The organism is Ruegeria sp. AL7 (assembly GCF_056536105.1).
Map to the genome: position 1 here is coordinate 1,147,349 of NZ_JBQFJF010000001.1, position 13,303 is coordinate 1,160,651.

The 13,303-nt window shown below is 58.5% G+C and carries 12 protein-coding genes; 5 read left to right on the plus strand and 7 right to left on the minus strand.

The window, feature by feature from the left end; translation table 11 throughout:
* Window positions 1-39: 39 nt before the first annotated feature.
* A complete protein-coding gene (locus tag ACR3E2_RS05705) occupies window positions 40-519 on the plus strand; it encodes a hypothetical protein (protein WP_480480691.1) in 480 nt (159 codons plus the stop codon).
* Between the two features lie 26 nt (window positions 520-545).
* Here ACR3E2_RS05705 and ACR3E2_RS05710 read toward each other — a convergent pair whose 3' ends face one another.
* The 7 genes from ACR3E2_RS05710 to dusB all read right to left on the minus strand — a co-directional run bounded on the left by ACR3E2_RS05710 (window position 546) and on the right by dusB (window position 9,636).
* The gene (locus ACR3E2_RS05710; RefSeq protein WP_480480689.1) at window positions 546-1,727 is read right to left on the minus strand and encodes an MFS transporter; all 1,182 of its coding nucleotides are present in this window, start codon (window positions 1,725-1,727) and stop codon (window positions 546-548) included.
* 43 nt (window positions 1,728-1,770) lie between these two features.
* Window positions 1,771-2,364 carry a helix-turn-helix transcriptional regulator gene (locus tag ACR3E2_RS05715; protein ID WP_480480687.1) on the minus strand — a complete coding sequence of 198 codons (594 nt, stop codon included), beginning with the start codon at window positions 2,362-2,364 and terminating at the stop codon, window positions 1,771-1,773.
* Between the two features lie 42 nt (window positions 2,365-2,406).
* Window positions 2,407-3,816 (minus strand): nitrogen assimilation response regulator NtrX, encoded by a 1,410-nt coding sequence (gene ntrX, locus ACR3E2_RS05720; protein ID WP_480480685.1) that lies wholly within the window; start codon window positions 3,814-3,816, stop codon window positions 2,407-2,409.
* Window positions 3,813-6,077 (minus strand): sensor histidine kinase NtrY-like, encoded by a 2,265-nt coding sequence (locus ACR3E2_RS05725; RefSeq protein ID WP_480481659.1) that lies wholly within the window; start codon window positions 6,075-6,077, stop codon window positions 3,813-3,815. The genes ntrX and ACR3E2_RS05725 overlap by 4 nt, the downstream gene beginning before the upstream one ends.
* A 123-nt stretch (window positions 6,078-6,200) precedes the next feature.
* Window positions 6,201-7,568, minus strand: a complete 1,368-nt coding sequence (locus ACR3E2_RS05730) for a response regulator (RefSeq protein ID WP_480480683.1) — start codon at window positions 7,566-7,568, stop codon at window positions 6,201-6,203.
* Window positions 7,568-8,656 carry a two-component system sensor histidine kinase NtrB gene (locus ACR3E2_RS05735; RefSeq protein ID WP_209503761.1) on the minus strand — a complete coding sequence of 363 codons (1,089 nt, stop codon included), beginning with the start codon at window positions 8,654-8,656 and terminating at the stop codon, window positions 7,568-7,570. Before ACR3E2_RS05735 ends, ACR3E2_RS05730 begins: the two co-directional genes overlap by 1 nt.
* Window positions 8,653-9,636 (minus strand): tRNA dihydrouridine synthase DusB, encoded by a 984-nt coding sequence (dusB, locus tag ACR3E2_RS05740; RefSeq protein ID WP_480480681.1) that lies wholly within the window; start codon window positions 9,634-9,636, stop codon window positions 8,653-8,655. Before dusB ends, ACR3E2_RS05735 begins: the two co-directional genes overlap by 4 nt.
* 181 nt (window positions 9,637-9,817) lie before the next feature.
* Between dusB and ACR3E2_RS05745 the strand changes: the two genes are divergently transcribed.
* The 4 genes from ACR3E2_RS05745 to ACR3E2_RS05760 all read left to right on the plus strand — a co-directional run bounded on the left by ACR3E2_RS05745 (window position 9,818) and on the right by ACR3E2_RS05760 (window position 13,297).
* On the plus strand, window positions 9,818-10,948 hold the full coding sequence (locus ACR3E2_RS05745) for a bifunctional 2-C-methyl-D-erythritol 4-phosphate cytidylyltransferase/2-C-methyl-D-erythritol 2,4-cyclodiphosphate synthase (protein ID WP_480480679.1): 1,131 nt from the start codon (window positions 9,818-9,820) through the stop codon (window positions 10,946-10,948).
* Window positions 10,945-11,442: a phosphatidylglycerophosphatase A family protein gene (locus tag ACR3E2_RS05750; protein ID WP_480480677.1), complete on the plus strand. Its 498-nt coding sequence runs from the start codon at window positions 10,945-10,947 to the stop codon at window positions 11,440-11,442. The genes ACR3E2_RS05745 and ACR3E2_RS05750 overlap by 4 nt, the downstream gene beginning before the upstream one ends.
* A complete protein-coding gene (locus ACR3E2_RS05755; protein WP_480480675.1) occupies window positions 11,439-11,906 on the plus strand; it encodes a CinA family protein in 468 nt (155 codons plus the stop codon). The genes ACR3E2_RS05750 and ACR3E2_RS05755 overlap by 4 nt, the downstream gene beginning before the upstream one ends.
* A gap of 209 nt (window positions 11,907-12,115) precedes the next feature.
* Window positions 12,116-13,297 carry an ammonium transporter gene (locus ACR3E2_RS05760; RefSeq protein WP_480480673.1) on the plus strand — a complete coding sequence of 394 codons (1,182 nt, stop codon included), beginning with the start codon at window positions 12,116-12,118 and terminating at the stop codon, window positions 13,295-13,297.
* Window positions 13,298-13,303 lie beyond the last annotated feature (6 nt).

The window sequence follows — 13,303 nt, forward strand, 5'->3', positions numbered from 1 at the left end:
TGAATTGTCATCGCCGATCAGCTGCGGCAAGATAAGCATATGAAAACGCTGTTTCCTATGCTCGTGCCTCTGATGGTGCTGTCCTCGTGCGGGCCGCTCTCGCTTTACTATCGCGAGGGTGAAACCGTATCACGTCTGCAAAAAGAGACCACCCAGTGCCAGCTTAGGGCGGTTAAAGAGGTGCCGGTTGCCAATCAGATCCGCCAAAGCCCGCCGACTTATTGGCCCGGGCGCACATATTGTGACGGCAGAGGTCGTTGCTATCAATCCCCAGGCTGGTGGCAACCCGGCAGGGTATATACCGTCGATGTGAACCAGGGCCTGCGAAACACGGTCGAGGCGCAATGCATGGCCGAAAAGGGATTTCGCCCTGTCAGCTTGCCGCCCTGCAAGCAAAATGTGAAATCGCGAGTGCCACTGGCGCGAACAACGACGTTGCCGCCCCTCAACAGTGCCTCATGTTTTGTGAAGTTCGATGACGGGTCGTTTCAGATCATCACACCGGGGCAATCCGGATAAGAAGAACCACGGTACCGCGCGATTGATCATTCCAGTCCGGTTGAAGCGCGTTTGCGCCGCGCGGCAAGCCACAGATGAAGCGCCATGGCAACAGCATAGAACCCGACCACGGCAATCAACATGCCCGCTTCACTAGTACGCCACAGTATTGCAAGCAAAACAGGTGTGCCCAAAAGGTTACCCGCATTCCCCATCTGCGCCATGGCACCATAGCTCAGCGCCTGGTTTTCGGGTGTCGAGTTCAACTGCGGCACCGCCGCAAAGCTGCCGCCCTGAACAAGCCCCAGCACCGCAAAAAGCGCAACGCAGACAACGGGCAACGGGGCACCAAGAAACAGGGCGCCTATCGTAAGGATAGACAGCCCGAAACCGAGGTTAATAACAAAAACACCAGAACAAACGCTCAGCAAAACCGGGACGGTAAGCCAGGAAATCACGATCCCGGCCAACGGCATCAGACCAGCAATCATCGCACTGACATCGTCCGGCAATCTTCCCGGAAGAATGGCCAGCAACGAGACAAAGGTCAGCGTGTAAAAGAACCACCCGAGCGCCGGAGCGGACACAAACGCAGAGCGATAGGTCTGTACGTGTATGTCAATCAGTATTCGCACGCTCCAAAAGGGATTGTTTACCAAATCCGATGCACTGTTGGGACGGAAAGATACGATCAGGACGGCGATCAGAAACATCAGCGCGCCATGGGTAGCAAAATAAACCGGCAGCCCGACCTGAGCGATCAAGGGAAGCCCAAGCCATGCGTTCAGGGCAAAGGCGACACCAAAGAAACTGCTCCACAAAACCATTGCCGCGTTGCGCCATTTTCCAATCGTGATTTGCGCAATCAGTGTTGGTGCTGCGACAACGATAGCCAGATGAGAGACCCCTTCGACAACGCGGCTGACCAGCATCAGGCCCAAACCGGGGATACTGGCCTGAAACAGGGACACCGCCCCGCCAAGGGTCAAGCCAAACATCAGCAACCGGACAGGCCCAACCCGCCCGGCTATCGCGCCGGACAATGCACCAAGAATCGCGCCAATCAGGCTGATGACTGACAAAAGCCAGCCAATCTTGTCCGCGTGCGCAGGATAGAGGGCTGCGACCTGAGCAAAAGGAACCGCAATCTTGGCGAATTGGGTCGCCGCACCTAGCCCGGCAAGCCAAAGCAACAAAACCTGTAACAAGATGCGTAATGGATGGGGCATAAGCCGGTTCTACTGCACCCGACCGCACAGGAATACGCATAAATTATGCGCGTCCCGACCGTGCCCCACTGACCAGCCGGACCGGCGTTCCATCCGACAGGTACAACCGTTCCCAGGTGATCTGTCCGGCACTGATCCGGATACGGTCGTGCCGCGCTTCGGAGGTTACAAACGCCTTGGGGTTGGGCGCTTGCAAATCCCACCATCCCTCGTCCTGTAGCTCGGCCTCAGCCTGACGGATTTCGTCCGTCGCAAATTGCCAGAGGGACACGCCAAGCAGTGCCCGTTGGGTGGTTTTCCAGTCCCGCGCCCGCCTGCGGGAATAGGCCAGGCACAGGTGGCTGGCCTCCTCAACCAGATGGATGCAGTCTGCCGAGTTCACGACAAGCCGTCTTAGCGCGTTGTCATCCGCCCTGAAAGGAGCCAGCGCAGCAAACACCGAGTGTTGTTGATCAGGCGTTGGAAGCTGAACCCCGTTCTCCCATCTGGAAACCGTGGTCTGATCGACCTGCAGAACCTCGGCCAGCGCAGCTTGTTTCAATCCGATCGACCGTCGAAGTCGCTTTAACCGCCTGCCAAAAGCCGGGTAGCCTTCGACGAACCGGCCAGACAGATCAGAGTTCACCGTTCTCGCCATCAGTTCCTCACATCCGTCTGCCCGTGAACTATGCCCCCAGACTCACTCTGCCGGTTCGGGTTCGTCGATTTGCGCGACCCGCGCACCAGATTTGTTCGAGGTCACAACACCCAGCGACTTTAACTTGCGATGCAGCGCACTGCGTTCCATGCCGACAAAGCTGGCGGTGCGGCTGATATTGCCGCCAAAGCGGTTGATCTGGGTCAGCAGATATTCCCGCTCGAACGCTTCGCGGGCCTCGCGCAGCGGCAAAGTGGCCAGCGCACCCGACAAGACAACGCGGCCCGACTCTTCGGCCTTGTCTTCTTCATTGGGCAGCTCGCGCGCCTCAATCGGGCCGGTGCCGTCGCCCAGAATCAAAACACGTTCGATCAGGTTCTTCAACTGGCGCACGTTACCCGGCCAGGTCATTGTCTGCAGCAAAGCGACCGCCTCGTCCGACAGCTCCCGCATAGGCAACCCTTGGGTTTCGTTGCACATTTCGATGAAGTGCTGGGCCAGTACCGGTATATCCTCGCGCCGGTCCTCGAGTGAGGGAACGGAGATCGGAACCACATTCAGACGGTGATACAGCTCTTCCCGGAAACGCTCGGCGGCGATTTCATCATCCAGATCCTTGTTGGTTGATGAGATCACCCGAAGATCCACGCGCACCTTGTCCGAGCCACCCACGCGCTGGAATTGCTGATCCACCAGCACCCGCAGGATTTTGGACTGTGTGCCCAAAGGCATGTCGGAAACTTCATCAAAATAGACCACGCCGCCATGGGCTTCTTCCAGCAATCCGGATTCCACACCGCGTTCGGCCGATTCCCGGCCAAACAGAACTTCTTCCACACGCTCAGGCTCAATCCCGGCACAGTTGACGGTCACGAACGGAGCGTTCGCACGGTTGGAGTGGGCATGGATATAACGCGCAGCGATTTCCTTGCCAGAACCCGCAGGTCCACGCAGCATGACGCGACCGTTTGATTTGGTCACTTTGTCCAACTGCCCCTGCATGGCCCGGAACGACGCGGATTTGCCGATCATATCCGAGTTGTTGACTTCTTTCCGCTTCAGCGACGCGTTCTCGCGCCGCAGACGAGACGTCTCCATCGCGCGGCGGATCACCACCATCAACTGGTCAATGTTAAACGGTTTCTCGATAAAGTCGTAAGCACCCTGTTTGATAGCCGCTACTGCAATTTCAATGTTGCCGTGGCCCGAAATAATCACCACCGGCACATCCGGGTTATCGCGCTTTACCGTCTTGAGGATATCAATCCCGTCCATGCGGCTGTCTTTCAGCCAGATATCCAGGATCAACAGACCCGGCGGTTCGGAATTGATCGACGCCATGCACTCGTCCGAGTTGGCTGCCAGCCGGGTTGAATAGCCTTCGTCCTCCAGAATGTCGGACACCAGCTCGCGAATATCGCGCTCGTCATCTACGATCAGAATGTCGCTCATCTTTGGCCTGCTTTCAGTTTGTTGGTTCTAATTGCCTGCTTCTGCGGCGCAACGGTTGGGGACATACTTGCCCCAGGCAAACGGATCACAGCCATTGCGCCAAAATGGTCCTGTCCGTCGAATACGGGCGCGTCCTCAAGGGTCAGCGCGCCGCCATGCTCTTCTATGATTTTCTTGACGATCGGAAGACCCAACCCGGTCCCTTCGTCGCGTGTCGTTACATAAGGTTCAAACAAACGCGCCCGGTCTTCCGGCAGACCTATCCCATTGTCTGCAATGGTGATGACTGTACCCGCATCATCGCTTGAAACCGCCACCTTGATCTGTGGCACCAGGTTGTCCGGGGCCCCTTTTTCTTTCAGAGTTGCAATGGCTTCTCCGGCATTCTTAATCAGGTTCGTCAACGCCTGGTTGAGCATGGTCGCATCTACATCCGCCATGATTGGCTGCTGCGGCAGGTCAGCGTCAATCTGCACGTCCGGCTGTCCCGCCTGCTGCAAAAGAACGGCTTCGCGCACCAGTTCGACTAAGTCCTCTTCGCGGCGAACGGGTTCGGGCATCCGCGCGAACTTGGAAAACTCGTCCACGATACGCCGCAGGTCGTTTGTTTGCCGCACGATGACACCGGTCATCGATTCAAGGCTGCCGCTGTCTTCCTCATCCAGTTTGCGGGCGAACTTGCGCTTGATGCGCTCTGCGCTGAGTTGGATCGGCGTCAATGGGTTCTTGATTTCATGTGCAATGCGGCGGGCCACGTCACCCCACGCCGCCATTCGCTGCGCGCTGACCAGATCGGTTACATCGTCAAAGGCAACCACATAGCCTTCCAGCCCGCCATCCTCTCCGCGACGGATAGCCATGCGAACCAGCAGGTTTTCAAGCTGCCCCTTGCGTGTGACCTTAACCTCACCCTGAACAGCCTCCTGCCCGCTGTCCTTGAGACTTTCAAACAAAGGCAAAAACTCGGGAACCGCAATGCCGATAGCCAGGTGTTCTTCACCACGCGACCAGTCCAGCAAGCGTTCAGCCGAGCGATTGACAAACGTAACGCATCCATCGGGGTCCACGCCGACAACACCGGACGTGACCGAACTGAGCACGGAATCAAACAGGCGACGCCTGCTTTCGATTTGCTGGGTATTTTCCAGCAGCGTGTCCCGCTGCCCTTTTAGTTGTCGGGTCATCTGGTTGAAATATCGGCCCAACATCGCAATTTCGTCGTCGCTGGCCTCTTCGATGACCTGGACACTCAAATCTCCAGCGCCGACCCGCTGCGCCGCCGTGGTCAAACGTCCGACCGGGCGCGACAGGCGTTCGGCAAACCACATCCCCAGCGACATCGCAGCCAGGATCAGGATCAGCGCAAAGCCCAGATAAAGCAGACCGAACTCGAACAACACCCTGCCCCGTTCACTTTCCAGCTGCTGATAGAACTGCGCCGTTTCCTTGGTGTCATCCAGCAGCGTCAACAGCTGCCCATCCACCTCGCGGCTGACATAGAGGTAGCGGTCCAGATAAGCGGTAAGAGGTACAAGCGCGCGGAATTCATTATTCGGCCAGTCGGCAATGATCAGCAGCCCCTTATCTACCGCTTCCGTCATTTGCTCGGCTGTTGGTGCCTCATAGTTGAACAGATAGGACCGATCCCCGCGCGACCGGATTTCGCCCGTTCCGTCGATGACATAGGCTTCGCGCAATCCGCGCTGAATCCGGGCCTGCCCCTGCGCAAGAACCTCGCGGAGTTCGGCATCAGAAATGTAAAACTCCACCGAACGTGCATTGTTCAGGAACCGCGCCAGAACCGTAGCGTCCTGCGTCAGACCGCTGCGATGTTCCTGCTCATAAGCCTCTGCCGCCGTCAGGGAAGACCCGACAACCTGGCGCACGCGATCCGAAAACCAGCCTTCCAGGCCGATATTCACGGTCAGTCCGGCAAAAATGGCGACCGTAACGGTCGGAACCAGCGCAAGCAGCGTAAACGCCCCGATCAGGCGCAAATGCAGGCGCGAGCCCGCCGACTTGGCCCGTCTGGCCGCAATTAGGCTGCCCAACTGACTGAGCACCAAAGCCGCAACGACCAAAACATAGACAAGATCGGCCAGCAGAATCAGCCGCAATGTCGGCGCGGTCGCACCTAGGTCAAAGGGACCAATGACAAGATATGTGGCAAGCGCCAGAACAGGCCCCATGAGGACCAGCCCAAAGGTGCCGAAATTGCGCAGTTTCCGTGATTTACGCCATCGACCAATCGATGGGATCATCCCGCTCTGTGCTCGGGTTGCCACCGTCTGCCCTCATCCTGATGTGCCGCTTGTGCGGCTTACCGCCATATTTCGTGGTCTATTCCCGACAGATGCCGGGATGCCACGGTTTGTGTGGCGATATTACATCAGTTTGCGGCGCCGTGTCACCTGAATATCGAGATCTGTAATCTTTTTTCGCAGCGTATTTCGGTTAATCCCCAGTAAATCAGCACATTTTGCCTGGTTTCCACCAGTTGCATCCAGTGCGATTTCGATCAGCGGGGCCTCAACTTCACGCAATATCCGCTGATAAAGGCCCGGTGGCGGCAATATATTGCCGTGCAGATCGAAATACCGTCGCAGGTGACGCTCGACCGAGGTTGAAAGCTTCTCGCGTTCGCCGCCGCTCAGAACCGGTGCAGCTTCGGGCTGGCTGCCCAACACCATTTCCACCTCGGCCTTTGAAATCTCATCTGCCCGACTGGTCAGCCCCAAACGGCGAACGGCGTTTTCCAGTTGCCGCACATTCCCCGGCCATGAATAGCGCCGCACCAACTCAACCGCTTCCGGGCTGAGCCACCGCTTGTTGCCATTTTCCTTCTCCTCCCGGGCCAGAAAATGTTCGGCCAGCAGTGGAATATCGTCGACCCTTTCGCGCAATGAGGGCACGTGGATCGTCGCCCCACACAAACGATAATACAAGTCCTGACGGATACGGCCGTTTTCCATCCCATCGGTCAAGTTTGTCTGGCTGGTTGCCATGAAACGCGGAACATGATCACCGGGCGTATCCATCATACGCACCACGCGGGCTTGAATTTCATCGCCGATATCCGCGATTTCATCTATCAGCAGCGTACCGCCACGCACCCGCGCCATCACGCGGGCCGGGCCCTCCAGATCGCTTAGGTCGGCTGCGGTGACTGTGACAAAGGGTAATGTACGCCGATCCGAAAAGTCGTGAATTGCCCGAGCAATCAGCGACTTACCCGTTCCGCTTTCACCCGAGATCATAACCGGCAGGTCGGTATTCATCACGCGTGCGACCAACCGATACAAGGCCTGCATGACTGGCGTGCGCCCGACCAGAGGCAGCTCATCCGGGCGTTCACCACCTGCCTGTATGGGTTCCGGCTGTGCGCGCTGCTTCTGATCCAGCGCCCGCGCCGTGCGTTTCATCAAATCCGGCAGGTCAAACGGTTTGGGCAGATAGTCATATGCGTCAGCCTCAGCCGCCTGAATTGCGGTCATGATCGTGTTTTGCGCCGAAATCACGATAACCGGCAATCCAGGGCGATCCTTTGCTATCTTCGGCAACATCTCCAGCCCGTTGCCATCGGGCATGACAACGTCCGAGATCACCACGTCGCCTTTGCCTTCGCCGACCCAACGCATCAGGGTGGTCAGCGAAGATGTTGCGTGCACCTTGCATCCGGCCCGCGTCAGCGCCTGAGTCAGAACGGTGCGGATTGTGCGATCGTCATCCGCAACCAGTACGGTGCCATCCATCAGGTGCTCTCCTTCTTGTGTTCGGTTGCATCTCGCGGCGCGCGGCGCAGCGACAGTTTGAATACGGTGCGGCCGGGCACGGAGTCGGCGGAAATCCAGCCGTCATGGTCGGAAACGATCTTGCTGACCAGCGCCAGCCCCAGACCAGTGCCGTTTTCCTTGCCCGACACGAACGGGTCAAAGATATCACCACGGATATCCTCGGGCAGGCCCGGACCGTCATCGATGATCTCGATCTGCAACGGCAGGGAATGACCCGATCCGTCGCTTCGGCGCAGGCGGAAGGAATGTTCGAAATAAGTGCGCAGACGGATCGTACCACCCTGCGGCCCCGCAGCCTCGGATGCGTTTTTCAGCAGGTTCAGAACCACCTGAAGAAACTGGTCCGGATCGCCATAGGCCAGCGGCAATGAAGGATCGTAATCCTCGATGATTGTCATATCCGCGCCAAATCCCAGCAGCGCGGACCGCCTTGCACGGTCCAGCACATCGTGGATGTTGACCGGCCTGAGGTCCGGTTTCTGCAAGTTGCCGAATTGCTCGACCTGCTCCAGAAGCTTCACGATCCTGCGGCTTTCGGCCACAATAAGGTCTGTAAGTTCAAGATCCTGTGACGAAATGTTCATGCTCAGCAGTTGCGCTGCACCGGTAATCCCTGCCAACGGGTTCTTAATCTCGTGCGCCAGCATCTCGGCCATGCCAATCGCCGACTGCGCCGCTGACTTGACCGTGTTGCCCAAGGTCATCCTGCCCGCCAGTTCACGAGGAGATATGATCATGATCATCGACCCCGGATGGCCGACCAGAGGCGCGATCTGCAACGCACATTGCAACGGCGCACGGTTCCCTGAACCCGCATCCACATCGTTTACGAACAGTGGCGTGCCTTGCGAGCGGGCGCGCAGGAATGCTTCCTCCAGCGGCGCGTCAACGGCGATCTGGTCCCATACCGGGTGCCCGATTACCGACCGGCGCGAGGCATTCAAAAACCCCTCGCCCGCCGAATTCACATCTGCGATGCGGTCGTTTTCATCAATAATAAAAGCCGGAACCGGCAATGAGTTCCAGATGTTGGCGTTGGAATTCATGCCGCCACCTCGCCCGTTTCGGCAAGTGCGTCCCCAAGCAGACGCAGGACTTCATCCGTGCTGCGCGACGTCAGAACCGCCCGCCGCAGCGGCGCAGGGGTTGCGGCCTGATCCATGTACCATCCCAGATGCTTGCGGGCGACACGCAGGCCCAGATCGGCACCGTAAAATCCCAGCATCGCCTGATAATGCGTGCGCACCATGTCGATCAGGTCATTCCCGACCGGAATATCCGGCGCATCCGCCCCGTAAAGGTCGTGACTGATCTGCGCCAGTAGCCAGGGTTTACCCTGTGCGCCACGCCCGACCATGACCCCATCTGCACCAGATTGTTCCAATGCGGTTCGTGCGGCTGCTGTGTCTACAATATCTCCGTTCGCAATAACCGGAATCGACACGGCCTGTTTCACGGCCCGGATTGCGCTCCAGTCAGCGCGCCCCTTGTAGAACTGGCATCGCGTGCGTCCGTGGATCGTAACCATCTGAACGCCTGCCTCTTGTGCACGGCGCGCAACCTCGGGGGCATTCAGCAGGGTGTCATCCCACCCCAGACGGGTTTTCAATGTCACTGGAACGTCGACTACACTGACAACGGCCTCGATCAGCGTCAGTGCGTGGTCCGGTGTTTTCAGCAGGGCCGAACCGGAATACCCATTTGTCACCTTCTTGGCGGGACACCCCATGTTGATGTCGATCACCCGCGCGCCCCGATCAGCAACCTGACGGGCGGCCTCGGCCATCCAATGCGCCTCGCGCCCTGCCAGTTGCACCGCCGTGTTTTCCACATCTGCAGACAGTTCGGCGCGCTCCCGCACTCCGGGTTTGGCCTGCACCATTTCCTGACTGGCGACCATTTCGCTGACGACCATGCCGGCGCCAAAGCGCATAACCAGATCCCGAAACGGGCGATCTGTGATTCCGGCCATCGGGGCCAGCAAAACCGGCGATGTTACGAATTTGTCAGCGAAGCGCAAAGTCAACGTGCTTAATCCTTGGGCAGTTGCAGTTCTGATATCGAATTCCACGCATATGAACAACAAAACGACGCGCAACAAGCCCGCAAAACCATCATCTGCCTATTTTTTAATCACTAGACCATAGGTGATTGCCACTGCAATCACCGCCGCCTAAACAAACGCAACAAAATGGAGGGCGCGCTGCATGACCACAGCTGCCATCATAGTCGCCGCAGGCCGCGGCATGCGCGCAGGGGGCGACGTCCCAAAACAGTGGCGCAGCCTTGCAGGTCGTCGCGTGGCAGACTGGACAATCGATCGGTTCCGCGGACAGGTCGCTCATATCGTTCTGGTCTTATCCGACGAAGACACTCTGGCCTGGGAGGAGTTTCGTGGCACCGATCTGATCCTCGCCTCGGGCGGCACAGATCGCACGGGTTCTGTACGCAATGGTTTGAAGGCCCTGGCGCACCTCGACGTGAAGCGCGTCCTGATTCATGACGTTGCCAGACCTTGCGTTTCGTCGCGCACCATTCAGGACGTCTTGCACGCATTGGATGCACATCAGGCCGCGGCCCCCGGACTAGCGGTGACTGACGCCTTGTGGATAGGACAAGACGGGGACGTGACAGGCACGCAAGACCGCAGCAACCTGTTTGCGGCACAGACACCGCAAGGCTTTCATTATGACACCATCACCGCCGCCCATGCGGCGCATCCGGGCGGTGCTGCTGATGATGTTGAGGTTGCACGCGCTGCGGGGGTAGATGTCTGCATCGTACCGGGCGATGCGGACAACCTGAAGATCACTCGCCCCGAGGATTTTGCCCGGGCGGAACGTATCATGGGAATGGATATGGATGTAAGACTTGGCAACGGCTATGACGTGCACCGGTTTGGCGACGGGGATCATGTGGTCCTTTGCGGTGTGAAGGTTCCCCATGATCGCGGGTTGCAGGGGCATTCGGATGCTGATGTCGGGATGCATGCTGTAACCGACGCGATTTATGGCGCATTGGCGCAAGGCGATATCGGACAGCATTTTCCTCCCTCGGATCCGCAATGGAAAGGGGCCGCCAGCGAGATCTTTCTGCGTCACGCGGTCGAACTGGCTGGACAGATGGGGTATCGCATCTCGAACGTGGATTGTACGCTGGTCTGTGAATACCCGAAGATTGGCCCTCACGCCGCTGTTATGCGCGAAGAAATGTCCAAAATCATGGGCTTGCGTGCCGATCAGGTCTCGATCAAGGCCACCACGTCCGAGCGTCTGGGCTTCACCGGTCGCAGTGAAGGCATCGCATCGATTGCGACGGCCTGTCTGGTGAAATCATGAACGCGGCGCAGTTGATTGGCACCGTTGGCGGCGTCGGATATATACGCCCTGCCCCCGGCACCTGGGGTTCGCTGGCCGCGCTGCCGATGGCTTGGGTCCTGCACACGCTGGGCGGATTCCCATTGCTGGCAATCGCAACGCTCGTGGTGTTCGCAGGCGGCCTGTGGGCCACGCGCGTGATGACCGACGGCCAGGACGATCACGACCCGTCGGAAATCGTCATCGATGAGGTCGCGGGCCAGTTCATTGCCCTCTGGGCGATCTCATATCCGTCCTGGGCGCATGGGATCGACATTACCGCCCTCTGGCCCGGCTGGGTTGCCGGGTTCGCTCTGTTCCGCCTGTTCGACATCACCAAACCCGGCCCCGTCGGTTGGGCAGATCGTCGCGGCGATCCTATGGGAGTGATGCTGGACGACGTGATTGCGGGTATTTTCGCAGCCGTTGGCGTGATGGTTCTGGCTGGCATCACGCACGGGGTTCTGGGCCTATGAACGTGCCCGACCTGCTGAACCGCGCCAAAGCGCAGGGCGTTATGATCGCCACTGCGGAAAGCTGCACCGGCGGTATGGTCGCTGCGGCCCTGACGGATATACCCGGCAGCTCGGCCGTCGTGGATCGGGGTTTTGTTACCTATACCAACGGGGCCAAGCAGGACATGCTGGGTGTGCTGGCAGAAACCCTGCAGGCTTTCGGCGCAGTGTCCGAGCAGGTCGCTCGCGAAATGGCCGAAGGCGCATTGCGCAACTCACAAGCGCAGCTTGCCGTCGCGATTACCGGCATTGCCGGGCCGGGCGGGTCTGAATTCAAACCCGAAGGGCGCGTATGTTTCGGACTGGCCAGAGAAGGCCGGGAAACCCGAACAGAAACGATTGAGTTTGGCGCGCAAGGGCGGGATGCGGTGCGCCGCGCCGCGCGGGATCATGCGCTGGCGTTGCTTCTGACCGGGCTTTCATAACGCGCACCTTTTTTAGGCATTATCTGCCCATAGCCGCCAAAACTGTCATCACTTGAACAAAAGGCGACAAAATAGGCGACCAATTCGGGTATTGCCTCTTTTTTCCTCACCTGCCCTCCGCTTCAAGGCTCTGCACATACACTCACTCGATCCCGGGCGTTGTCAGATGACCTGCCCGGGAAACCATGCAGGGAAAAGGAGAGCGGCCCATGAATGGAGCCGATACAGCCTGGATCATAGTTGCTACAGCACTGGTCCTTTTCATGACATTACCGGGTCTGGCCTTGTTTTACGGCGGGCTTGTACGTGCCCGAAACGTGCTCAGCGTTTTTATGCATTGCTTTGCCATTGCCTGTTTGATGAGCATTCTGTGGCTGGTGGCCGGGTACTCCATCGCCTTTGGACCCGGTGAAAGTGGGCTTTGGGGTGGTTTGGGCAAGGCTTTCCTCAACGGTGTTGATGTGAACAGCCTTGCTGGCACTCTCCCAGAAATCCTGTTCTTTGCCTTTCAGATGACCTTTGCCATCATCACCCCGGCCCTGATCGTGGGCGCATATGTTGAACGGGTGGGCTTTGGCTTTGTGCTCACCTTCTCGGCGCTGTGGATGCTGCTGTGCTATGCGCCGGTGGTTCACTGGATCTGGGGCGGTGGAATGCTGTCCGATGGTGGTATTTTGGGTGACATTGGCGTGCGTGATTTCGCTGGCGGTATCGTGGTGCACGAAACCGCTGGTCTGGCAGCCCTGATCATCGCCGTCATCCTTGGCCCGCGCCGAAACCGAACGACCCCGCCGCATAATCCCGGCTATGTCATGGTCGGCGCCGCGATGCTGTGGGTCGGCTGGTTCGGCTTCAATGGCGGTTCGCAACTGGCCGCGGACGGTGGCGCTGCGATGGCGATGACCGTTACCCACCTGTCCGCCGCAACTGCGTCACTGACATGGGCGCTTTGGGAACGCATCCGCTTTGGCAAAGCCTCGATGGTGGGTCTTGTCACCGGGACAATTGCAGGTCTGGCCTCGATCACGCCCGCTTCGGGTTTTGTGGGTCCGGTTCAGGCCCTCATCATCGGTGCTGTCGCGGGCATTCTGTGTCAGGAAGCCGTCAGTCTGGTGCGCAACAAGCTGAATATCGACGATACATTGGACGTGTTCGCAGTACATGGCGTCGGAGGCATCTTCGGCACCATCATGATCGCCCTGTTCGGCCTTGGCACATGGACCGCACAGTTGGGCGGGCTGGTTATCGTGGGTGTCTTTGCGGCAGCTGTCACGTTTGTGTTGGTCAAACTGGTTGCACTGATCACACCACTTCGCGTAAACGCCGAGACCGAGACAAATGGCCTCGACCTCTCGGTACATGGTGAGCGGGCCTATGACATGAGCAGCTAAGCCCAC